Consider the following 21,340-nt stretch of genomic DNA (forward strand, 5'->3'; position numbering starts at 1 on the left):
AGATTACGACGGTTTCCTTTTAAACACCTTGAAAGGGGTGGTTCTCACGGCCCGTACCGCAGCCCCGAACGCTTGCGCAGGCGCGGCTTCAAAGGTCGTCGCGCCTGTTGGCCTTCCTCGCTGAATTCCACGCTTTTGCATGGACAGGAGCGTCGGTGTTTAGAATACTTTAAACCACGTTATATTTAACTCATTTGCTTTGAATGCAAACATTCATTAGGGTTTGGGGGGATGTTCAGGGCGGTGATGTATCAGTAATATTCTGTAAATTATCCCACGGAGGCACCATGACCTTCCTCACTGAGCTGCAGCGCACGCAAATGCTGACCAACGGCGTGGCCCGCGCGCGTGGCGAAGCCATCGATCCGTTCCCCGTTGTCAAGCTCTACACCCTGGACGCCGGTGCCGTCTGGTTGTTGGTGAGTCTGGACGCCGATGGCGACCAGGCCTATGGGCTGTGCGATGCCGGAACCGGATTTCCAGAGCTGGGGTCTGTGAGCCTGTCCGCTTTAGAGGGTGTGCGCGGGCCGCGTGGCCTGCGCATCGTGGTCGATCCGCATTTCAAGCCACGTCAACCGCTGTCGGCCTACGCAGCCGAGGCAATGCGCGATGGATCGATCAACGACTGACCCTTGCGGTAAACGCATTTGCTGACCTTTTGCCAGTCGCAATATGTAACTATTTAGGTAACACTTTGCGAAGCCATTCGTGGCATCCTCCCGAAAATACCGAAGGGAGCCATCGCCATGACGATTCATCACGACCCTGCCGACTTGTGCGCGCCGTGGCGCGCTGCGGCCGCCTACTTCTACACGCTGGACCTGGACGGCCCTGCACTGGCATGGGAGTATTTGCGGCGCCATGCGGGTTACCAGGCCGACTGGCTCAGCAGGCAACGCCGCGCCTCGGTATCCCGCTGGGGGTTGCAAAGTAGCCGAAGACCCGCGGCTCGATGCTCGCCGGGCACACCCGCTCTGGACCGCAGCGGCTGACGCGCCGCTACAAGTGCGCGCTATCAACGCGCATGATACAAGTACTTGGCCAGTATTTAGCTTCTGGAAGATTCCCGGTCGCAAGCACCTGTCGCATGCAGGCTCGCAACTGAACATCACAGCAGACTACGGACCGAACCGCTTGCGGGCGTCGCTGTCCTCTGAGTTGGAAGATGGTGCAGCCTATGGCTTGACCGTGCCGCTCGATGCCCACCTGCGCTCGCGATTAACCGGGTACCAGGTGCAGGCCAACGCCATCCAGGGGAAATGGCCTTCTGCTGACGCCAGAAGAATTACCCGCGCTTCCTTGTTGCATTTGCACGCCCTGCAGGCGCTCGATGCGTGGCAGGCTGGTGCGCACCATCGCGACATTGCCGGGGCATTGTTCGGCGTTGATTCTGTGGGTAAGCGCTGGACAGCGGACAGTGAGCTGCGTGCGCAAGTTCGCCACCTCCTGACCCGTGCCGAGGGTTTGATGCGCGGCGGCTATCTGGTTTTGGCTGGGGTACGCCAGCAGTACAACAGCGCCCCCGGAGACGAACCCGCGCACTGAATATCTCCCTTCGCAGTTGACCAGGCTTTCCTGAGACTCCCTCCATCTGGCGGCATTTCGCTGCCAGACGATGACCGTCGATGGAGGCCTTCATGGCAACTGCGAATTCTCTGCCTTTGCGTCCCTTACCCGGGGCTGCGCAACCGTCTGCTGCAACCCCGGGCAATCCCGAGTTTCTGACCAATGACGAAGCGGCGGCCTTTCTGCGCCTCTCGCCACGCACGCTGGAGAAGCAACGTGTGCTGGGTGGTGGTCCACGTTACCGGAAATTCGGTGCGCGTGTGCTCTACGCGGTGGGCGACTTGCGCACCTGGGCCGACGGCCGTGCTTACGGCATGACCTCTGACCCCGGCTGCCCCCAGCGGGCTTCAGTTCGCTGATCGGTGTTGACTAAGTGTCCGATTTACCAAAAGTCTTGTGGTCATGGTCAAGCCTTTGAGTGAACGCGACCAGCTCATGCTGTTCCGCGCATTACCAGGTGGTGACATGGCCCCGCGCGATGCGCAGGACCTGATGGCCTACCCGTTCTTCTCGCTGGCCAAGTCGCGCAGGGTGGTGCCGATCCGCTTCGCGGCGGGTGGGGTGACCTTGACGGTCGAAGGGGTGCCGGAACACGGCATCGCCACAATCTGGGACGCCGACGTGTTGATCTGGGCCGCAAGCCACATCGTTCAAGCACGGGACCAGGGCTTGCGCACCTCGCGCCTGATGGCGGCAACCCCGCACGAGATCTTGACCTTCGTGCAGCGCGGAACCGGCTTCAAGGACTACCTGATGCTCAAGGCCGCATTGGACCGGCTGCAATCCACCACGGTCGCAACGTCGATCCGCCAGCCCGCAGGGCGGCGCATGCACCGCTTCTCCTGGATTGACGAGTGGAAGGAACTGCCCGGTGCCCATGGCCGGGCCTGCGGCATCGAGCTGATCCTGGCGGACTGGTTCTATGCCGGGGTGATGGAGGATGCATTGGTCCTGACCCTGGACCCGGCCTATTTCAAGCTTACCGGTGGCTTCGAGCGCTGGCTGTACCGCCTGGTGCGCAAGCACGGTGGCCGTCAAGTGGAGGGCTGGCGCTTCAACCTGCGTCACCTGCACCTGAAGTCGGGCAGCTTGCAGCGCTATGCCGACTTCGCCGTTCAGTTGCGGCGCCTGGTGCATCGCCAATCGCTGCCGGGCTACTGGCTCTCGCTTGAGCACGTCGGCAGCACGGACTGGCTCAGATTCCGCAGCTGGCCACGCGGTACACCCCAGTCCGACTTATCCATAGCCGCTGTTGACAAGTCGGTGAACAAGCTGTGTCCGGACTCGGGAATCACCCGCACGACATTCGGGGAATCGCCCGCAAACGACACGGGTAATCACACGTGCGCATCGAGCGCCAGCCCACGCCCAGCAACGGTCTCGGACCTCCTTAACTAATCTAACTAAAGACATAACCATGGATAAAAGAGGAAACACCGCTGCTCAAAAAACGGGCAATCCTTCGTCTAAAGACATCGAATACCGTTTGACAGAAGGAGAAAAACCACCCGGCAAGGTGATCGCGCTGCTCAACCAGAAAGGCGGTGCGGGCAAGACCACGCTGGCCACGCACCTCGCGGGTGAGTTCGCTTTGACGGGAAGCCGCGTGACGCTGCTGGATGCCGACCCCCAAGGTTCTGCCCTTGATTGGGCACAGCGGCGGGCGCAAAGCGGCCACGGTCGTCTGTACGGCGTGTTTGGTCTGGCGCGGGACTCCTTGCACCAGGAAGCGCCGCAAATCGCCTTGCAGGCGGATTTCGTGGTGATTGATGGACCACCTCGGGTCGCGGCACTCGCGCGCTCCGCGCTGCTGGCCGCGGACCTGGTGCTGATTCCAGTCCAACCCAGTGCATATGACGTGTGGGCCAGCCATGAGATGGTGCAGCTGATCACCGAGGCGCGGGTGTTTCGGCCGCAACTGCGCGCGGCCTTTGTGATCAACCGGCGCGTGGTGGGTACGGTTATCGGGCGCGAGGCGCGTGCCGCGCTGGCCGACCAACCGTTTCCCGCATTGGTGGTGGAAGTCTCCCAGCGCATTGTGTTTGCCGACAGTGTGGCTGCTGGTCGGCTGGCGTTTGAAGTGGCACCAAATTGCGCAGCCGCGCGCGAGATCGCGGCGCTGACGCAGGCGGTGCGGGAGGTGTTGGGATGACCAAACCACAGCCGTCCAATTCGCAGCGGCGGGCACCAATTGGCCGCAGGCCCGGTGCCGATCCAGCATCTGCCTGGGTGCAGCAGGTCGATGCAGTGATTGCAACCGCAAAGGCATCGATCTACACCGCACGGCTCACCATCGATGTCACACCGGTGATGCGCGGACGCATCAAGGTCGTCGCGTTTCAGCGCGGCGTTACGGCCGTCGAGATGTTGCGTGAACTGCTGGAGCGCGAGTTTCAGGAGGGCACGTCATGATGCAACCAAACATGCAGGCAGTGGTACAGACGATGCGTCCTGAATTGCCGGCGCATAGACCCGTACCTATGCAGGTTTCCCTTGCCTTCGTCGAGCTGCGGGTGAATGTGTGGCTGCGCTTCGGCAAGCCGGTGCGCGAGACCGTACTGAACCGCTGGCGGCGCGTCGCGGTGTTCGAACCTGGCGCGGTTTGCTGCCGCGTGAAGTGGATTGCTAATGATTACGGCACAGCACTTTGGCAGTTGATGGTGCTGCAGGCACCCATGCCACTCGACGGCGGACAGCGCGTCGCGGGTGTTGTGCCAGGCGCGCGCATCCTGCTGCTTGCCGAAGGTGAACTGCAGGTCAAGGCCGTGCTTGCAGTGACTGACGCTATTGAGCAGTTGGGTATCGATCCGTGTACCGTGGCGGTGACGTACTGGCGCACGGTTGGCAACCGGCTGGCTGCACGCGAGCCGCTGCCAGAATACACCTTCGAGCGACATGCGGCGCGCATGGCGCGCGGAGCGCTGCAATGAAGCGGGCTGCGGTGATTCTCTGCATGGACATCGGCCTGGTGGCACTGCTGATGCCGCTTGCGATCCCCAACCGCGTGCGCCTGGTCTACAACCCCAGCGACAGCGTGCCGCGCGGCTGGTACCGCATCGGGCCTGCAGACTCGCTGCACGTTGGCAGCATCGTGCTGGCCCGACTTCCGGCACCGGTTGCAGCGCTGGCGGCGCAGCGCGGTTACCTGCCAGCTGGCATCCCATTGCTCAAGCGCATTGGTGCTGTGGCACCACAACGGGTGTGCGTTGATGGCGCATCGGTACGCATCGACGACTTGACGGTAGCCGTCATGATGCATGTTGATGGACGCGGCCGTTCGCTACCGGCCTGGCAGCAGTGCCGACGCCTGGCGCACGGTGAACTCTTTCTCTTGAGCAATACCAATCCGGCATCGTTCGACAGTCGTTACGTCGGCCCCATCCGTGCATCGGATGTGATTGGCGTTGCGCGGCCGATTTGGACGTGGAGCACGCCATGAACATATCTTCTGTCGTGCAGATGCTTTGCCGCCAGCGTGCAGCTCGGGCTGCAGCGCTGCCTGTTTGGCAGCGCTGCAAGCATCGCATGCGGCTGGCGTGGATTCGGAACCGGGCAGGAAGTCGAAGGCGTCAGGGACCGGTGAAGACAGAGGGCAAGATAAAAGGGCCGGCACGCACCCGGCCGCAACACCAGTCTGCACGTGGGGTTGACGCGGCACGGCGGCTTGCAGCCGGTGTGCCGCGAAGGAGCGCAAACCCGCAGGGCATCAGGGTTGGCCGCGTGCCGTCTTGGATGCGATTCGCTGCATTGCGCGGGAGCTTGTGCCATGGTCTCACGTGACGATGACCGTTTCAGAGTCAAGTCGGGAGCGCCCAAGGGCGATTCCGGCGCAGGCAATGGACAACGTGCGCAGCGCTTCGTCTCGCAGGTGTTGAAGCAGGTCTCGAAGTCCGGTGCGAAGGCTTCTGGCTTGGGTGGTGCCCGGCCTGCATCGACGTTCGGTCGGGGGCGCGTTGCAGCCGGAAGGGCGGGGCAAACGCTGGCGGTTACCGCCCGACGCGTGGTCATCAAGTCCCGCTATGTGGTGTTGAAGAAGGCTGGGGCTAAATCTGCTTCAACGCACTTGCGTTACATCGAGCGTGACGGCGTAACCCGCGACGGGCAACGCGGCCAGGCCTACGGGCTGGAGACGGACACCGCTGACCTTAAGGCATTCGAGGAACGCGGTAAAGGGGACCGCCATCAGTTCCGCTTCATTGTCTCGGTGGAGGATGCCGGGGAGCTGGAAGACCTGCGCGGTTACACGCGAGAGTTCATGCAGCGCATGGCCACCGACCTGGAAACTCAGCTGGATTGGGTGGCCGTCGATCACTGGGATACGGACAACCCGCACACGCACATTGTGCTGCGCGGGCGCGCTGGGGAGGGCCGGGGAAAGGGCCAGGACCTGGTAATTGCGCCGGACTACATGGCGCACGGCATGCGCATGCGGGCCAGCGAGCTGGCGACCGAATGGCTGGGGCCGCGTACCGAGCTGGATATCCGGCAGGGTTTGTTGCGGGAGGTTGAGCAGGAGCGGCTGACGAGTCTGGACCGGGCGCTACAGAGACAGGCCACCGTGGATATTGTGGACCTGACCCAGCAACCCAATGATCGACAGCGCCAGACCCTTCTTCGTGCTCGGTTGCAGCGGTTGGAGGCGATGGAACTGGCCGGGCGCATCGACGCGAACCAATGGCGACTATCCTCAAACATGGAACAGACACTGACCACCATGGGCGAGCGCGGCGATATCCTGCGCACGATGCACAAGGCGCTGAAGGGGCAGCAACGGGACTTTGTACTGGAAACTGAGCCAGCAACACCCATCATCGGTCGCATCACCGCCAAGGGCCTGGCCGATAAGCTCAATGACCGGGGCTATCTGGTGGTGGATGGCATTGATGGCCGCGCGCATTATGTTCGCCTGCCGGTTGGTGTTGACCTGGCCGAACTGCCGGTGGGTGGCATTGTGGAAGTGAAAGTCACTGGAGGAGAACGAGCGGTGGACCGCAACATCGCGGGTATCGTGCGTGAGGGTCTTTACCGTACCGTTGATCACCTTGCACTGTTCCGGCAGGAAGGCGCAACAGACCCACAAACTTCGGTAGATGTTCACGTGCGTCGGCTCGAAGCACTGCGCCGATCCAGGGTCGTGGAGCGTATGGCTGATGGTGTGTGGCGCGTACCAGCTGACTTTTCGTCGCGCGCTCAGGCCCATGATGTACAGCGGGCTGCGAGGATTACCGTCGAACTGCGTTCGCACCTATCCATCGAGCATCAAGTGCGCGTTCAGGGCGCGACATGGTTGGACCAAAAAATGGCGGGCGATGCCATGGAGCTGTCGCCGCTGGGCTTTGGTGCCCAGGTGCGTGATGCCTTGCAGGACAGGATGGGTTTCCTCATGGAGCAAGGTTTGGCCGAGCGGCGCGGCTCGCGTGTGGTTTTAGCGCGCAACCTGTTGTCCACTTTGCGGGATCGGGAACTGACCGAGGTGGGCAAAGCGATTCAAAATGAGACTGGGTTAATTCACCGTCCGCTACGTGATGGTGGGCGCGCAGACGGCGTCTACCGCCGCTCAGTCCAACTCGCCAGCGGCCGTTTCGCGATGCTGGACGACGGCATAGGTTTCAGCCTTGTGCCATGGCGGCCGGTAGTTGAGCAGTGGCTGGGGAGGCAAGTGGCTGCTGTGGTGCGTGGGTCATCGGTTAGTTGGGATATGGGGCGGCAGCGTGGACGGTAGGCGCAGGGCCATACGCTGCCGTTACCAGCAACGCATGCGCAATTAAGGTCGACCGGTTTGAAAATGCCAAAGCTCCCTTTGCGGAAACTGCACTGCCTGACTCGCGCGTCGTCTCCAAATTTACGGAAGGAGCCCGAGCGTTTCAATAGCATTTCGACATCTGGCTTCATGAATTTACTGTGTAGGGTTGGAGGAACACCGTGATGCCGACACCTGGGCCATCCATCTGCTGTACGCCCGTGATCAAGGCTTCAATCCCGACTATACGGTGGCTGACCAGTGTACTGGACTGCGCGCCGGACAGAAGATTGTTTGGGAGGACAAGCCTTGTCATGGCGACGTGTTTCACATCTTGCAGCAGTGCGAGAGTCTGGCCAATGTACTGGCCAGCGGTGCCACTTCCAGGCGGCAAGTGCCTATTCCAGCGATCGTGACCGGTTGCGCAGCGTGCAAGAGTTGCGCTGCGCAAATTGTAGGGCGGGCGTTGCGCACGGCTCCAAACGGTGGCCGATATTGCCCCGCTGGCATGTACGCTTACAGCAGGATCCTCTCGGCCCTGCTGTTGCGCGCCAAGACCGGGCGGGGCAGCCATATTGACGTGTCGATGCTCGAAGCCCTGGCGGAGTGGATGAGTTAGCCGATGTATTACGCCTTTGATGGTGCCGCCCCGCCGCCGCGTACCGCCGCTGCGCACGCCAGCATCTACCCTACGGGCCGTTCCAGGCCGGTGACCCCAACCGGAGCGAGCGCTTTGCCAAAGCACTGGTTTCTGGTGCCGATGCGGTCATCATCGACCTGGAAGATGCGGTGGGGCTCGATGCCAAGGAAGATGCACAGGCGCAACTGGTGCAAGCATCTTCAAAGATGACGCCGGCCCAGCGCGCCCGGGTAGTGGTTCGCATCAGTGCCGCCAGCACCGTCTGGCATGCCGACGATCTGGCACTCCTGCAACCCCTTGTGGCGCAAGGCTTAAGCGGAATGGCACTTACTTTGGATCCCAGTCGTGACCATGCATCTTGATTTTCCGGCGAGCATGGGCACGCGGGACCTTTAACCATGAGTAGGGTTTGGGTCGTCGCTTTCGCATTCGCGGCTCGATACGTCCGGATCGATTGCCCACTCTGCACTGGGCGATCAATGTGAACAGCCGCCCGCCATCCTTCGCTGCCGACAGACCGCGCGAGACCCACTCGGTCCACAATTGCACCGTGTGCTTGAAGCTCAGCTCGCGCGGGTCGACACCGGCATTGCAGGCGGCCTGCGCCATGAGCAGCCGGATCACGTTGTAGGCCAGTAGATGGACCCACAGCTGTTTCTCGTTCATCTGCGGCGTCTGGCAGCTCAGCACATCCATGCCCGTGGTGGTCTTGAGGTTGCGCAGGTCAAGCTCGACGTTCCAGCGACGCGCATACAGCGCCGAGAGATCGTCCTTGCTGACCTTGCGATGATCGAGCATCGTGGTGACCAGCACCTGGTGGGCGACTTTGACTTCACGGACCATGAGTTCGTCGGGGAAGTGAGCGTACTGCTCGGGCGTCATCCACTCTGGGCGCGCCGCAGGCTTGGGCCAGTGCACCAAGTGATCGCGCGTGCCCAGCGACTGGCCACGGCGAAAGTCGGTGATACGCGAGCCGTTTTGCTCGAACAACACATCCACGCCTGTGGCCATCAGAGTGGCGATCAAGAAATAATTGCAGTACAGGGCATCGGCCAGCATCACATCGCCTGGGGGGAAGCCTTCGAGCAGGCCGCGCACCAGTCCGAGTTCGCCGCTGCCCTTGCCGCTGTGGGGTCCTACCGCCATATCAAGCGCCGCGCCGCTGGCCAGGCAAATCACCATGACAAGTCGCGCCAGAGGAAAACCCACTCCGGGCGCCTGGGTGTTGGGCTGGGGATACAAGGCTTGGTTCTCCGGAGTATCGGGCATCGAGATCCCGGTGCCATCGACCAGTTTGACCGAACGCCCGCGCCACAGCCATGGCGCCAGCGCCTTCTGGCTGAGCAAGCGCCCTGTTTCGCGCGTGAGCGTACTGACCATCTCCAGCGGCAGGCGCTGGCGCGCCCGGCAGTATCCGCCGGTGCGAACGCTGCACGGGCTCAGACCATCGGCTGCGCGTTGCGCTGCCCAGCCGTTGACCGCCTTCTGGCACGAGCCATCGGCCTCCAGCACCTGACGCATGAACATGGACAGCGCAACCGTGGGCGGATAGAGCCGCTCGCGATGCTCAGGCAGCAGCGCTTCGGTTGTCGCCAGCAATTCCGGGCTGGTCAGCACGTTGAAGAACTCCACCGCCGGGGTTGCCCGTGCCCGGCGTCCGATCCTGCTTCGACGTTGATGCAAAGCGCTTCGTGCATTACGATTCATGGTGGCTGGCCTTTCGAAAGATGGTTTGGAAGCTTCGTAACAACCATCCTATCAATCCCTTGGTCAGCCACCTCCTTTTTTCTTCAAATTCAAATGCTTACGCCCGTGACTTCAAGGTTGTGAGGCTTAAGTAAGTGCCATTCGGATTAACGTGAAAGTTAGCACTTGAACACTTGCTCTACCGTGCGCTGCAGCAGCGCCAGCGTGGCCTGCTGTGTCAGTGTGCTGGGCCGCAGGGCGCTGGTGGCCATGCAAATTTTGGTGCGCAGCACCGGGGCTGTGATGGTGCGCACGCAAAACGCCGACGGCCGGATCGAGCTGGCCACGGCGTTACGTGACAACACGGCGCTGCCGGCCCCGTCCGCCACCAGATCCAGAATGGCCGAAACCCCATCAATTTCCAGTGCCATGTTCAGGCGGCAACCCAGGTTGGCCAGTTCAGACTCCACCTGCATGCGGATGGCGTTGGGCCGGGTCGGGATCACCAGTGGCAATTTGGCCAGTTCGCGCAGGGTGATGGGGCCTGGAGCCGGGTCTTCGGCCAAGCCGGGCGGTCGCCGTTGCACCAGCAGCAGGTCTTCTTCCAGCAGCGGGGTGATGTCGATGTCGGCGCTGGGTTGGGCGTTGTAGAGCACCGCAATGTCGAGCCGCCCGGCGATCAGCGACTCCTGCATGGGCACCGACAAACCTTCGCTGATGGCCAGGCTGGCATCGGGCAACTCGGACTGATGGGCACGGATCAAGGGCACGGTCAGCACCCGCGCCAGGCTGGTGGGCAGGCCCACGGCGACTCTGCCCGCCAGCGAACCGCGCACCCGGCCCAGCTCTTCACGTGCTCGCGCCACCTGGTGCAGGATGCCGCGGCCGTGCGCCAGCAACAGTTTGCCGGCCTCGGTGGGTAGGGCGCCGCGGCCGTTGCGCGTCAGCAGGGTTTGCCGCAGCTCCACTTCCAGCAGGCGCACCTGGCGGCTGAGCGCGGGTTGCGCGATGTCGAGGGCGATGGCGGCCCGGGTAAAACTGCCGAGCTCGGCCACGCACACAAAGTATTCGAGTTGTTTCAGGTCCATGGCTGCAGGTGGTGAATTGTCTGTATTGCGGGTCTAAGGGTTAACCATAACAAGCTGCCAATTATGCCAAGTTGTTATATCTGCTAGTGGCCTTTTTGGCTTTTGAAGACCGGTGGATGCGGCCAAAATCCGGCCCATGCAAATTCCCATTCCCTGTTATTTCATGCGCGGCGGAACCTCACGCGGGCCATTCTTTCTGGCCTCGGATTTGCCCGCTGACGTGGCCACGCGGGACCGGGTGTTGCTGGCGGTGATGGGCTCGCCCGATCGGCGCCAGATCGACGGGCTCGGTGGCGCGCATCCGCTGACCAGCAAGGTCGGCATCGTCAGCCCCAGCCAGACGCCCGGCGTCGCGGTGGATTTCTTGTTTGCCCAGTTGCAGCCCGAGCGCAACACGGTGGACACCACGCCCAACTGCGGCAACATGCTGGCGGCGGTGCTGCCCTTTGCCATCGAGCGCGGCCTCGTACCCGTGCAGGGTGACACCACGACAGCACGCGTGCTCACACTTAACACCGGCATGCAGTGCGACATCACGGTGGTCACGCAGGGCGGCCGCGTGAATTACGGTGGCGACGCCCGCATTGACGGCGTGCCCGGCACCGCTGCGCCGGTGACCATCAATTTTCTGGATACGGCCGGCTCGGTGTGCTCCGGCTTGCTGCCCACCGGGCAGGTGCGTGACCGTATCACGGTCACCGGTGACGGTTTTGTGCCGTTCACGATCGATGTGACCTGTATTGACAACGGCATGCCGCTGGTGCTCATCGAAGCCACTGACCTGGGCCGTACCGGCTACGAGACGGTGGCCGAGCTCAATGCCGACGACGACTTGAAGCGCCGCCTGGAAGCGCTGCGGCTGCAGATTTCGCTCAGGATGGGCCTGGGCGATGTGTCACAAAAAAACTACCCAAAAATGACGCTGATCGCAGCGCCGCGCGCCGGTGGCAGCATCAGCACCCGCAGTTTTATTCCCCATGTGTGCCATGACGCCATTGGTGTGCTGGCCGCGGTCACGGTGGGCACCGCGTGTGTGCTCAAGGGCTCGGTCTGCGACGGCGTGGCCGTGATGCCGCCGGGCAATGCGCCGACCGTCTCGGTCGAGCACCCCACCGGCGAATTCAGTGTGGCCTTGGGGCTGGACCCGAAAGATCCGCAAAAAGTGACCCGGGCGGCCCTGCTGCGCACCGCGCGCCTGATCATGCGTGGCGAGGTCATGGTGCCTGCCAGGATCTGGCCAGGACAGGCATCGGCGAGTTGAAAGACCCGCTACCACTCGACTTCGCCGACCCCCGGGCTTGATTCACCCCTGATTTTTAGAAAGCATTACCATGATAATCGACTGCCACGGCCACTACACCACCGCGCCCAAGGCGCTGGAAACCTGGCGCAACCAGCAAATTGCTGGCATCAAGGATCCTGCCCTGATGCCCAAAGCCTCTGACCTGCACATCAGCGACGATGAACTGCGCGAGTCGATCGAGAGCAACCAGTTGCGCCTCATGCGCGAGCGCGGTTCCGACCTCACGCTGTTCAGCCCGCGCGCCAGCTTCATGGCGCACCACATCGGCGATTTCCAAGTATCGAGCACCTGGGCGGCCATCTGCAATGAACTCTGTTACCGCGTCAGCCAGCTTTTCCCCGATCACTTTGTGCCGGTGGCGATGCTGCCGCAAAGCCCGGGTGTTGACCCGGCCACCTGCATCCCCGAACTGGAAAAGTGCGTGCGTGAATACGGCAACGTCGGCATCAACCTCAACCCCGATCCCAGCGGCGGCCACTGGACCTCGCCGCCTTTGAGCGACAAGGCCTGGTACCCGATCTACGAGAAGATGGTGGAGTACGACATTCCCGCCATGATTCACGTCAGCACCAGCTGCAACGCCTGCTTCCACACCACCGGCGCGCATTACCTGAATGCCGACACCACGGCTTTCATGCAGTGCCTGACCAGCGATTTGTTCAAGGATTTTCCGACGCTCAAGTTTTTGATCCCGCATGGCGGCGGCGCCGTGCCCTACCACTGGGGCCGTTTCCGTGGCCTGGCGCAGGAGCTGAAAAAACCACTGTTGTCAGAGCATCTGCTCAACAACATCTTCTTCGACACCTGCGTCTACCACCAGCCGGGCATCGATCTGCTCAACACCGTGATTCCCGTCAAGAACGTGCTGTTCGCCAGTGAAATGATCGGTGCGGTGCGCGGTATCGACCCCGAGACCGGTCACTACTACGACGACACCAAGCGCTACATCGAAGCCAGCAATATCCTGAGTGCTGCCGACCGCCAGCAGATTTATGAGGGCAACGCCCGGCGGGTTTTCCCGCGTCTCGACACTCTTTTGAAAGGAACGGAAGCGAAATGAATAATCTAGGCATTGTTAAACGCACAATCACCCGCGCCGACAAAGCAACGGTAGAAAAGCTCTCGCGCTTTGGCGTTGCCACCATCCACGAGGCCATGGGCCGTGTCGGCCTCATGAAACCCTACCTGCGTCCGATTTACAACGAGGCCAAAATTTGCGGTACCGCCGTCACTGTGCTGCTGCAGCCGGGGGACAACTGGATGATGCACGTGGCCGCCGAGCAATTGCAGCCCGGCGACGTGGTGGTTGCGGCCTGCACCACCGACAATGCCGACGGCTTTTTTGGTGACCTGCTGGCGACGTCGTTCAAGGCGCGTGGCGCGGTCGGCCTGGTCATTGACGGCGGCGTGCGCGATGTGAAAGATCTGACCGAGATGGACTTTCCCGTGTTCAGCAAGGCCATCCACGCAAAAGGAACCATCAAGGCCACGCTGGGCTCGGTCAACGTGCCCGTGGTGTGCGCGGGCGCCCAGGTCAACCCGGGTGATGTGGTGATTGCCGACATCGACGGTGTGGTGGTGGTGCCCGCCGCGTTCGCGCAACAGGTCGCCGATGCGGCCGAGGCGCGTGAGGCCAACGAAGGTGCCAAGCGTGCCATCTTTGCCTCAGGCGTGCTCGGGCTGGACTACTACAAGATGCGTGAAGGCCTGGAAAAAGCTGGTCTGAAATACATTGACTAATTTGAAGTTCGCCGTCATTGCGAGGCGCTTGGTGCCGTGGCAATCCATGGTTGCCTGAGTCCTGGATTGCCGCGCTGCGCTCGCAATGAAACCATGCTTCATGTTGACAGAAAAAACGATGAAAACAAACCCCAAACAATGGCGCGTCGGACTGGTCGGTTATGGCGAGGTGGGCCGCATCCTGGCCGAAGACCTGCGCGCCCAGGGCATGGCCGTCAGTGCCTATGACCTCAAGTTGGTCAACGCGTCCACCGCCGGGCCCCTGCAGACCCACGCGGCACAGCATGGTGTGGGTTTTCTCGGCTCCAGCGGTGAACTGGCTGCGGGCGCTGACCTGATCATCAGCGCGGTCACGGCCAGCCAGACCGTGCGGGTGGCAGAGGCCTGCGCCGGTTCGGTTCAGCCAGGCAGCTTCTTCCTTGACTTCAACTCGGCGTCTCCCGGCGCCAAGCAGCGTGCTGCCGCCTTGATCGACGCAGCTGGTGGCCGTTATGTGGAAGGCGCCGTCATGACCAGCATCCCGCCGTACCGCATCAAGGTGCCGCTGCTGCTGGGGGGAGCGCACGCCAATGCCTTATGCACGCTGCTCAACACGCTGGGCTTCGCCAGCAAGGTGGCCAGCGACACACTCGGCGTGGCCAGTGCCACCAAGATGTGCCGCAGCGTCATGATCAAGGGATTGGAAGCCATGGTGATCGAGAGCTTCACCACAGCCCGCCACTACGGCGTGGAAGACGCGGTGGTGGCGTCCCTGTACGAGACCTTCCCCGGCATCGGCTGGGAAAAACAGGCGGCCTATTTCTTTCAACGCGTCATCGAGCACGGCCGACGCCGCAGCGAGGAAGTGCGCGAAGTTGCCGAGACCGTGCGTGATGCCGGTCTGACGCCCTGGTCGGCGTCGGGAACCGCCGAGCGCCAGGCCTGGGTGGCCGATCTGGCCGACAGCGGTGTGTTCGGAACCAAAGGCACGCCTGAATTCGCCCGCAGCACCGACTGGCGCGTGGAAGCGGACCGTATGTTGGCGCAGGTCAATCAAAAGAAATAAACCATGAACCAAAGCACTCCCGGTGATTTCACCAAAACCCCCGGCTGGCTGGACTGGTACGCCGGTCCTGCCAAACCCACGTTCAAATTGCCCGCCGGCGCGGTCGATGCGCATTGCCATGTGTTCGGTCCGGGCGCCGAGTTTCCCTACGCGCCTGAGCGCAAGTACACACCCTGCGACGCCTCCAAGGCCCAGTTGTTTGCGCTGCGCGACCACCTGGGGTTTGACAAAAACGTGATCGTGCAAGCCACCTGCCACGGAGCCGACAACCGCGCCCTGGTCGACGCGCTGCTGCACGCCAACGGCAGGGCGCGCGGCGTGGCCACGGTCAAGCGCAACGTGAGTGACGCCGAATTGCAGGCCATGCACGAGGCCGGTGTGCGTGGCGTGCGTTTCAACTTCGTCAAGCGCCTGGTGGACTTCACGCCCAAGGACGAGTTGCTGGAAATTGCAGCGCGCATCAAAGCCTGGGGCTGGCATGTGGTGATCTATTTCGAAGCGGTGGACCTGCCCGAACTGTGGGACTTTTTTACCGCCTTGCCCACCACCGTGGTGGTCGATCACATGGGCCGCCCCGATGTGTCACTGCCCGTCAACGGACCGCAGTTTGAATTGTTCCGACGCTTCATGCGCGAGCACCCCAACGTCTGGAGCAAGGTGAGCTGCCCGGAGCGCTTGAGCCTGACCGGTCCGAAGGCCCTGAACGGCGAGCAAAACGCCTACCGCGACGTGGTGCCATTTGCCAAAACCATCGTTGAAGAGTTCCCGGACCGCGTGCTCTGGGGCACCGACTGGCCACATCCCAACCTGAAAGACCACATGCCCGACGACGGCCTGCTGGTGGACTTTATTCCACACATCGCCACCACCGCAGCGCTGCAGCACAAGCTGCTGGTGGACAACCCGATGCGCTTGTACTGGCCAGAACTGTCTCCGCCTTGATGTGTCATTGCGAGCGTAGCGTGGCAATCCAGGTTTTTATTTGATTCGATCTGAAGGAAATTTATGGCACTCGACAAACCTTACCTCGACGTCCCAGGTACCACCATCTTCGATGCCGAGCAAAGCCGCAAGGGTTACCACCTGAACCAGTTTTGCGTCTCACTGATGAAGCCCGAGAATCGCGCGCGTTTCAAGCAGGACGAGCGGGCCTACCTCGACGAATGGCCGATGACCGAAGAGCAGAAACTGGCCGTGATGGCGCGCGACCTGAACCGCTGCATGGCGCTGGGCGGCAATATCTACTTTTTGGCCCGTATTGGCGCCACCGATGGCCTGAGCTTTCAGCAAATGGCCGGTTCCATGACCGGCATGACCGAGGCCGAGTACCGCGACATGATGTTGCACGGCGGTCGCAGCATTGAAGGTAATCGCTTTGTCGGCGAAGACGGCGACGCCCAGCCCCAACATCAACCCCAGGGCCGTGCTGGCCAGAAAGTGCAGGCCTGACATGGCGCGTATCACCGCTTCCGTTTACACCTCGCATGTGCCCGCCATTGGCGCGGCGCTCGACCTCGGCAAGGACAAGGAGCCTTATTGGCAGCCGGTTTTTGCCGGCTACGAGTATTCCAAACAATGGATGAAAGACAATAAGCCGGACGTGATCTTTTTGGTCTACAACGACCACGCCACCGCGTTCAGCCTCGACATGATTCCCACCTTTGCCATTGGCACGGCGCCCCAATTTCCGGTGGCCGACGAAGGCTGGGGCCCGCGCCCGGTGCCACCCGTCATCGGTCACCCTGAGCTGGCCGCGCACATTGCCCAGTCGGTGATCCAGCAGGACTTTGACCTGACCATTGTCAACAAGATGCCGGTGGACCATGGCCTGACGGTGCCGCTGAGCCTGATGTGCGGCCAACCACCCGCGGATGCGTTTCAATGGCCGTGTCCGGTGATTCCGTTTGCGGTGAACGTGGTGCAGTACCCGGTGCCATCGGGCCAGCGCTGCTTTCAACTGGGACAGGCCATTCGCAAGGCGGTGGAGAGTTATGACCAGGACCTGAATGTGCACATCTGGGGCACCGGCGGCATGAGTCATCAGCTGCAGGGCCCGCGCGCCGGCCTGATCAATCGTGAGTGGGACAACGCCTGGCTCGATCAAATGATTGCCGACCCCGCCGCTTGTGCCCAAGTGCCGCACATCGACTACGTGCGCGAAGCCGGCAGCGAGGGCATCGAGCTGGTGATGTGGCTCATCGCACGCGGCGCCATGGCCGACGTGACCGGCGGCAAGCCGCCCGCAGTCAAGCACCGCTTTTACCATGTGCCCGCGAGCAACACCGCCGTGGGCCACCTGATCATGGAGAATACCTAAATGACAAAACCTATCAAAGTCGCCCTGGCGGGCGCAGGTGCCTTCGGCATCAAACACCTCGACGGCATCAAGAACATTGAAGGCGTTGAAGTGGTCTCACTGGTCAGCCGTGAGCTGGAAAAAACCCGAGAGATCGCGGCCAAATACGGCATTGGCCATGTCACCACCGAGCTGGCCGAGAGCCTGGCGCTGAAAGCGGTGGACGCCGTCATTTTGTGTACCCCCACGCAGATGCACGCCGCGCAAACACTGGCCTGTCTGCGCGCCGGCAAACATGTGCAGGTGGAGATTCCGCTGTGCGACGTGCTCAACGACGGCGAAGAGGTGGCGCAGCTGGCGGCGCAATCGGGCCTGGTCGCCATGTGCGGCCACACCCGGCGCTTTAACCCCAGCCACCAGTACGTGCACAAGGAGGTTACGGCGGGCCGCTTCAACATCCAGCAAATGGACGTGCAGACCTACTTTTTCCGGCGCAGCAACATGAACGCGCTGGGCCAGCCGCGCAGCTGGACCGACCATTTGCTGTGGCACCACGCGGCCCACACGGTGGACTTGTTTGCTTATCAGTGCGGCAGCCCCATCGTCAAGGCCAATGCGATCCAGGGGCCGATTCACCCCACGTTGGGCATTGCCATGGACATGAGCCTCCAGCTCAAAAGTGCCAATGGCGCCATTTGCACGCTGAGCCTGAGCTTCAACAACGACGGCCCGTTGGGCACTTTCTTTCGCTACATCGGCGACACCGCCACCTACATCGCCCGCTACGACGACCTGTTCAATGGCAAGGAAGAAAAGATCGACGTGTCCCAGGTGGCCGTCAGCATGAATGGCATTGAGTTGCAAGACCGTGAGTTCTTTGCCGCCATCCGCGAGGGTCGCCAGCCCGACTCCAGCGTCGCCAGCGTGTTGCCGTGTTACCGGGTGCTGCATGCGCTGGAGCAGCAGTTGGGTGGGTGAGGTAACTCATGTCGGACTGCGGTCAAGTCAAATATACGTCCAGACGCTGGGCGCGCAGGGTATCCGGATGGTGCTCATGTCTCCCGGCCCGGGCTTGCGCCCAGGCCTCCTCCTATAATGAGTTCGCAAGCTCTTTGTCGCTACGCTCGATGATTAATAAATATCGAGATAACGCTGATAATAAGTTTTTTACACTCTGCATTGACCCCATTAACCTCATTCATTATTTGGTTACAAAGGTGTTCAACGGCTATTCTCGAAGCCTTCAGCTTCGGGCTTCGCCCTAAGCAGCTTTCCCCGTTGAAGATCAATTCAAGAATTCCAATTCAAAGAGGGAGGAAACGCAGACTACCCGCTATAGTTAGTCGGCCCTGCAAAATTCATTTTTCAAAATCCAGCCCATGCGGTCTGGCCAAAATTCGGTTTTTCGACCGCCCCGGCGCCGTTGCTCAAACACCAAGTCCCAACGCAAGCATGAGAGCGCTGTAATGTTCCCTTCGTCCATGGCGGTGACAACGCAGCCTGCAACAGGCGCAAAAAAACCGCCCCTATGCCCCGACGGGCAATGGCGCGCAGCAACCAGCGCAGGTTGTAGCCAGCAGCACAACTGATGGAGTGCAAAGCGTCGCCCAGCGCGCCTTGCAGCCAGCAGCGATCCATGCGGTGATCAGACTTCAAGTGGCCTATGGCTGGCTCGATGGCCGGGCGCCGTCTGAGCCAGCCCTTTTGCTTGGTGCTCAGGCGCTTGTACTTGCCCCGGTGAATGATCTCTTTGTCCGGGTTGTCGGCGTCCACGCCGCGAAAGCCCAGATCGACCACGATGTGCTTGAGCTTGACAGGCAAGTCTTGCATCAAGTTCGTTGCCTGTTCCAGGACTGCGCTCAGGATGTGGCCGTCGTAGGGTGCGATTCAAACTGATGTGGTGAGTTGATCATGCTGGTTGTTTGAAATTCGCTGCCAATAGCTGTCCCACTGACGGTTTGCGCGATTGAGCCGCAATGCCAGCATGTGCTCGGCATTGTGCGCACGCCACCAAGCGCCCGGGCGTTTCATGCGCTGTTGAACAATGCATGCCTATCCGGTTGGCACCCAAGGACACTATAGGTGGTAGCTTGACCCGGCGCCAGACGCTACCTGTAGTGGCCGCACCGAGCTTTTGGGCGTTAACCGGATAGGCATGGAACAATGTAGCGGTGGGCGCTTTCAATTTCCCCCGAACCAATGGGTAAATCGCGCTTGATTGCGTCTTGGTAATTGAGTTGGTCTGGTCTGTTGAACAGGTAGCGGTGGCACTGCCTTACCGGGGCCTCGCTGTCCTGAACCTGTGGCGATTCAAGATGCGTTTGCAGCTCGTGCAATACGTCGTTTGCCTGGTTTGTTTTGAGTCGCGTTTTTTGCTTGTCCATCCACGTTTTGTGTTCCTGCCCTGAGCTGATGATGGCCTTGCCGGCTGCACTGAGGTAGTCACACGCATGAAAGAAATCAACCAGGTAGCGGCCCTGTGCACCAAATTTCTTTTCAACCTGATCGGCTATCCATGGCGCTCCATCGCCTACGCCATGAATTGGCGTGCCGGTACCAAAGCCGGCCTGAACAGCACACTCAAAGAGGCATTGCCCGGCTGTGTCAACGTCTCCCAGCAGCGTGCCGGCGAAGGCCAGTGTCTTGCTCCCCTGCGGGTGTGCAAGGCATATTTTTGCCTCTCTCCACTGAAGCTTCTTTCCTTTGCGCTTGTCTGCACTGTTGACATCAGGCTCCATGATGGGCACCATGCCCCCGTCTGTCTGCACAATGACTGCGGTGCTGGTGCCCGGTTGTGTGGGCCAGCCTTGGGGTGGCGGGGCCGACTCAAATATCTTTTTGGCATGGCCCTCGGTGATGCGGGCAATGGTGCTTTCACTCAACACGACGCCATAGTGCTCAACGAGTTTGTCCATGGCTTGGGCAAAGGGTTGGTCAGCACCGAAGTCGGTGACTACGCGCTGTAGCGGGCGTGAGCAGCCGCGGTTGCTGACTTGGGCGCTTTGCGCAAACGGGCGGACTCTTTTGGTGGCGTTGCGGTATTGAGGCTCGTCAATGCAGATGTCACCAAAGGTGGTGTGCCAGCAGAGTTTTTTTTACCCTCGCTCCATACGCCAGCGGTTTGCTTGAGCTCTTGCGAGGTCTGCATTACCTGGCGTGTCGCCCATGATTGAAGCGCAACTTGGCCGGTGCGTCGCATTTCCTCGATTACCCGCATTTCAGCCGCATCGGCAGTCTTGAGCTCTCCCGTCTCATCTTCGACGGCCAGCAGCAGGGACTCCATTCGGCTTCGCAGATCAGGATGCGCCCCTAATCTTCTTACCAACTCCGCGTCACTCATTAATGGCTCAGTCATGTCGTCGCCCCTTGGTTGGATGGATAGATGGCCGAGAATAACGCCACATCAGTTTGAATCGCACCCGCCGTCGTAGGGGTTGCCGGGGAAGGTGCGTGCACCCAGCATCAGGCCATGCTGGTGTGAGACCACCACCGCACTCTTGACACCGAACTCGTAGGGCTTGCGTGCCTTGCCCTTGCCAATGCACTCGACCTCCGGCGCGTGCAGCGCGTAGAGCTTGTTCTTGCTGTGACGCTGTTGCGTGCGGATGCGTTCAGCTCGCGCAAGCCACATCGACAAGTCACTTGCGGCCTTGGGGTGCTCAGGTGCGAAGCCCTCGCCTTGCATTTTGCGTTGCACCTCGCGAATGACGATGCCAAGAATCGTGCGCTGGCGTTTGAGTACGCGTCTGAGACGCCGGAACTGCTTGGCGTGGGCGTAGCCGCCGGCCTTCCAGCGCAAGGCCTTGCCTTCCTTGGCAAAGGTCTGTTTGAGCCCGATGCCTGCGCGCTTGGCGGCACTGACCACCTTATGGCGAGCGATCTCCAGCAAGCGGCTGTCCACCGGATGGGCGATGGCCTTCTCCTGCACAGTGGTGTCAACAATCACGCGCTCCAGGTCTTGAGGTTTGACGGCCTCCATGGCAACGGCCGTGTCGATGGTGGCCTTGAGCAGCAGCTCCAAGCCCTCCTCGCCCAGGTCGCGGCGAAAGCGTCCAATCTGCGTGGCGTCGCAGGGCAGGCGATGCTCGTAGTAATCCATGCCGCTGAAGAACTGCCACAGGATGTTCTCGCTCCAGCGCACAACGAGTTCTTCGTCGCTGAGGTTGAAGCTGTGCTTGAGGTACAGCAGGCTGGCCTGAGGTTGCCCCTGAAAAGTGGAGTTCTTAACCCTTGTTG

General features: G+C 61.2%; 22 protein-coding genes and 5 pseudogenes. 20 read left to right on the plus strand and 7 right to left on the minus strand.

From position 1 onward, the window contains the following. Positions 1-39: 39 nt before the first annotated feature. Positions 40-141: pseudogene (locus tag J8G26_RS19445) on the minus strand (transcriptional regulator); the annotation flags it as partial. Positions 142-287: 146 nt separating this feature from the next. Here J8G26_RS19445 and J8G26_RS17795 point away from each other — a divergent pair. The 12 genes and pseudogenes from J8G26_RS17795 (at position 288) to J8G26_RS17845 (ending at position 8,308) form a co-directional block, all read left to right on the plus strand. Further along, positions 288-629, plus strand: a complete 342-nt coding sequence (locus tag J8G26_RS17795; protein ID WP_086911689.1) for a DUF2958 domain-containing protein — start codon at positions 288-290, stop codon at positions 627-629. Between the two features lie 117 nt (positions 630-746). After that, entirely contained in the window at positions 747-992 is a 246-nt protein-coding gene (locus J8G26_RS19450) for a DUF6499 domain-containing protein (RefSeq protein WP_236748650.1), read from the plus strand. Positions 993-1,005: 13 nt separating this feature from the next. Then, complete coding sequence (locus tag J8G26_RS19455; RefSeq protein WP_236748649.1) at positions 1,006-1,545, plus strand: DUF2285 domain-containing protein; 540 nt, start codon at positions 1,006-1,008, stop codon at positions 1,543-1,545. A gap of 116 nt (positions 1,546-1,661) precedes the next feature. Further along, positions 1,662-1,925, plus strand: a complete 264-nt coding sequence (locus J8G26_RS17805; protein WP_086913971.1) for a helix-turn-helix domain-containing protein — start codon at positions 1,662-1,664, stop codon at positions 1,923-1,925. Positions 1,926-1,968: 43 nt separating this feature from the next. Further along, positions 1,969-2,745 (plus strand): annotated as a pseudogene (locus tag J8G26_RS17810) (replication initiator protein A); the annotation flags it as partial. A 238-nt stretch (positions 2,746-2,983) separates the two neighbouring features. Beyond that, positions 2,984-3,718, plus strand: a complete 735-nt coding sequence (gene parA / locus J8G26_RS17815; protein WP_236748648.1) for a ParA family partition ATPase — start codon at positions 2,984-2,986, stop codon at positions 3,716-3,718. Further along, positions 3,715-3,978, plus strand: coding sequence for a chromosome partitioning protein ParB (locus J8G26_RS17820; RefSeq protein WP_086911691.1), 264 nt, complete (start codon positions 3,715-3,717; stop codon positions 3,976-3,978). Before parA ends, J8G26_RS17820 begins: the two co-directional genes overlap by 4 nt. A 32-nt stretch (positions 3,979-4,010) precedes the next feature. Next, the gene (locus J8G26_RS17825; RefSeq protein WP_236748560.1) at positions 4,011-4,496 is read left to right on the plus strand and encodes a DUF2840 domain-containing protein; all 486 of its coding nucleotides are present in this window, start codon (positions 4,011-4,013) and stop codon (positions 4,494-4,496) included. After that, positions 4,493-5,005 carry a S26 family signal peptidase gene (locus tag J8G26_RS17830; RefSeq protein ID WP_086911692.1) on the plus strand — a complete coding sequence of 171 codons (513 nt, stop codon included), beginning with the start codon at positions 4,493-4,495 and terminating at the stop codon, positions 5,003-5,005. The genes J8G26_RS17825 and J8G26_RS17830 overlap by 4 nt, the downstream gene beginning before the upstream one ends. Before the next feature lie 327 nt (positions 5,006-5,332). Continuing rightward, positions 5,333-7,288: a relaxase/mobilization nuclease and DUF3363 domain-containing protein gene (locus J8G26_RS17835; RefSeq protein ID WP_086911693.1), complete on the plus strand. Its 1,956-nt coding sequence runs from the start codon at positions 5,333-5,335 to the stop codon at positions 7,286-7,288. Positions 7,289-7,808: 520 nt separating this feature from the next. After that, a pseudogene (locus J8G26_RS17840) lies at positions 7,809-8,003 on the plus strand (CoA transferase); the annotation flags it as partial. 47 nt (positions 8,004-8,050) lie between these two features. Continuing rightward, a complete protein-coding gene (locus J8G26_RS17845) occupies positions 8,051-8,308 on the plus strand; it encodes an aldolase/citrate lyase family protein (protein ID WP_086913974.1) in 258 nt (85 codons plus the stop codon). Here the strand turns inward: J8G26_RS17845 and J8G26_RS17850 are convergent. Together J8G26_RS17850 and J8G26_RS17855 are read right to left on the minus strand one after the other, a co-directional pair. Then, positions 8,274-9,653 (minus strand): IS4 family transposase, encoded by a 1,380-nt coding sequence (locus J8G26_RS17850; RefSeq protein ID WP_210570570.1) that lies wholly within the window; start codon positions 9,651-9,653, stop codon positions 8,274-8,276. The genes J8G26_RS17845 and J8G26_RS17850 overlap by 35 nt on opposite strands. Before the next feature lie 158 nt (positions 9,654-9,811). Then, positions 9,812-10,720 carry a LysR substrate-binding domain-containing protein gene (locus tag J8G26_RS17855; RefSeq protein WP_086911695.1) on the minus strand — a complete coding sequence of 303 codons (909 nt, stop codon included), beginning with the start codon at positions 10,718-10,720 and terminating at the stop codon, positions 9,812-9,814. A gap of 136 nt (positions 10,721-10,856) precedes the next feature. Between J8G26_RS17855 and J8G26_RS17860 the strand changes: the two genes are divergently transcribed. From J8G26_RS17860 to J8G26_RS17895, 8 genes are all read left to right on the plus strand, one after another. Next, positions 10,857-11,981: a 4-oxalomesaconate tautomerase gene (locus J8G26_RS17860; RefSeq protein WP_086913975.1), complete on the plus strand. Its 1,125-nt coding sequence runs from the start codon at positions 10,857-10,859 to the stop codon at positions 11,979-11,981. Positions 11,982-12,051: 70 nt separating this feature from the next. Next, positions 12,052-13,083, plus strand: a complete 1,032-nt coding sequence (locus J8G26_RS17865) for an amidohydrolase family protein (protein ID WP_086911696.1) — start codon at positions 12,052-12,054, stop codon at positions 13,081-13,083. Then, a complete protein-coding gene (gene ligK, locus J8G26_RS17870; RefSeq protein ID WP_086911697.1) occupies positions 13,080-13,763 on the plus strand; it encodes a 4-carboxy-4-hydroxy-2-oxoadipate aldolase/oxaloacetate decarboxylase in 684 nt (227 codons plus the stop codon). The genes J8G26_RS17865 and ligK overlap by 4 nt, the downstream gene beginning before the upstream one ends. A 118-nt stretch (positions 13,764-13,881) precedes the next feature. After that, complete coding sequence (locus tag J8G26_RS17875; protein WP_086913976.1) at positions 13,882-14,808, plus strand: NAD(P)-dependent oxidoreductase; 927 nt, start codon at positions 13,882-13,884, stop codon at positions 14,806-14,808. A 3-nt stretch (positions 14,809-14,811) separates the two neighbouring features. After that, entirely contained in the window at positions 14,812-15,750 is a 939-nt protein-coding gene (locus J8G26_RS17880; RefSeq protein WP_086911698.1) for an amidohydrolase family protein, read from the plus strand. A gap of 63 nt (positions 15,751-15,813) precedes the next feature. Next, entirely contained in the window at positions 15,814-16,257 is a 444-nt protein-coding gene (gene ligA / locus J8G26_RS17885; RefSeq protein WP_086911699.1) for a protocatechuate 4,5-dioxygenase subunit alpha, read from the plus strand. Position 16,258: 1 nt separating this feature from the next. Beyond that, positions 16,259-17,125 (plus strand): class III extradiol dioxygenase subunit beta, encoded by an 867-nt coding sequence (locus J8G26_RS17890; RefSeq protein WP_086911700.1) that lies wholly within the window; start codon positions 16,259-16,261, stop codon positions 17,123-17,125. Further along, on the plus strand, positions 17,126-18,082 hold the full coding sequence (locus J8G26_RS17895) for a Gfo/Idh/MocA family oxidoreductase (protein ID WP_086911701.1): 957 nt from the start codon (positions 17,126-17,128) through the stop codon (positions 18,080-18,082). It begins immediately after the preceding gene. A gap of 537 nt (positions 18,083-18,619) precedes the next feature. Here the strand turns inward: J8G26_RS17895 and J8G26_RS17900 are convergent. From J8G26_RS17900 to J8G26_RS17915, 4 genes and pseudogenes are all read right to left on the minus strand, one after another. After that, positions 18,620-18,985 (minus strand): annotated as a pseudogene (locus J8G26_RS17900) (IS5/IS1182 family transposase); the annotation flags it as partial. 260 nt (positions 18,986-19,245) lie between these two features. After that, positions 19,246-20,019 (minus strand): hypothetical protein, encoded by a 774-nt coding sequence (locus J8G26_RS17905; RefSeq protein ID WP_086911703.1) that lies wholly within the window; start codon positions 20,017-20,019, stop codon positions 19,246-19,248. A 38-nt stretch (positions 20,020-20,057) separates the two neighbouring features. Further along, complete coding sequence (locus J8G26_RS17910) at positions 20,058-20,459, minus strand: hypothetical protein (protein ID WP_157896545.1); 402 nt, start codon at positions 20,457-20,459, stop codon at positions 20,058-20,060. Between the two features lie 66 nt (positions 20,460-20,525). Then, positions 20,526-21,340, minus strand: a pseudogene (locus J8G26_RS17915) (IS5 family transposase); the annotation flags it as partial.

Source organism: Acidovorax sp. JG5 (genome assembly GCF_017939685.1).
Taxonomy (GTDB): Bacteria; Pseudomonadota; Gammaproteobacteria; order Burkholderiales; family Burkholderiaceae_C; genus Acidovorax.

Bases quoted from the DNA above. Each gene is read 5' to 3' on its own strand.
- ligK (WP_086911697.1), top strand. From the start codon at position 13,080: ATGAATAATCTAGGCATTGTTAAACGCACAATCACCCGCGCCGACAAA.
- J8G26_RS17795 (WP_086911689.1), top strand. From the start codon at position 288: ATGACCTTCCTCACTGAGCTGCAGCGCACGCAAATGCTGACCAACGGC.
- J8G26_RS17835 (WP_086911693.1), top strand. From the start codon at position 5,333: ATGGTCTCACGTGACGATGACCGTTTCAGAGTCAAGTCGGGAGCGCCC.
- J8G26_RS17865 (WP_086911696.1), top strand. From the start codon at position 12,052: ATGATAATCGACTGCCACGGCCACTACACCACCGCGCCCAAGGCGCTG.
- J8G26_RS17875 (WP_086913976.1), top strand. From the start codon at position 13,882: ATGAAAACAAACCCCAAACAATGGCGCGTCGGACTGGTCGGTTATGGC.
- J8G26_RS17905 (WP_086911703.1), bottom strand. From the start codon at position 20,019: ATGGACAAACTCGTTGAGCACTATGGCGTCGTGTTGAGTGAAAGCACC.
- J8G26_RS17860 (WP_086913975.1), top strand. From the start codon at position 10,857: ATGCAAATTCCCATTCCCTGTTATTTCATGCGCGGCGGAACCTCACGC.
- J8G26_RS17830 (WP_086911692.1), top strand. From the start codon at position 4,493: ATGAAGCGGGCTGCGGTGATTCTCTGCATGGACATCGGCCTGGTGGCA.
- J8G26_RS17855 (WP_086911695.1), bottom strand. From the start codon at position 10,720: ATGGACCTGAAACAACTCGAATACTTTGTGTGCGTGGCCGAGCTCGGC.
- J8G26_RS19450 (WP_236748650.1), top strand. From the start codon at position 747: ATGACGATTCATCACGACCCTGCCGACTTGTGCGCGCCGTGGCGCGCT.
- J8G26_RS17910 (WP_157896545.1), bottom strand. From the start codon at position 20,459: ATGACTGAGCCATTAATGAGTGACGCGGAGTTGGTAAGAAGATTAGGG.
- J8G26_RS17825 (WP_236748560.1), top strand. From the start codon at position 4,011: ATGCGTCCTGAATTGCCGGCGCATAGACCCGTACCTATGCAGGTTTCC.
- J8G26_RS17880 (WP_086911698.1), top strand. From the start codon at position 14,812: ATGAACCAAAGCACTCCCGGTGATTTCACCAAAACCCCCGGCTGGCTG.
- J8G26_RS17820 (WP_086911691.1), top strand. From the start codon at position 3,715: ATGACCAAACCACAGCCGTCCAATTCGCAGCGGCGGGCACCAATTGGC.
- J8G26_RS17890 (WP_086911700.1), top strand. From the start codon at position 16,259: ATGGCGCGTATCACCGCTTCCGTTTACACCTCGCATGTGCCCGCCATT.
- ligA (WP_086911699.1), top strand. From the start codon at position 15,814: ATGGCACTCGACAAACCTTACCTCGACGTCCCAGGTACCACCATCTTC.
- J8G26_RS17850 (WP_210570570.1), bottom strand. From the start codon at position 9,653: ATGAATCGTAATGCACGAAGCGCTTTGCATCAACGTCGAAGCAGGATC.
- parA (WP_236748648.1), top strand. From the start codon at position 2,984: ATGGATAAAAGAGGAAACACCGCTGCTCAAAAAACGGGCAATCCTTCG.
- J8G26_RS17895 (WP_086911701.1), top strand. From the start codon at position 17,126: ATGACAAAACCTATCAAAGTCGCCCTGGCGGGCGCAGGTGCCTTCGGC.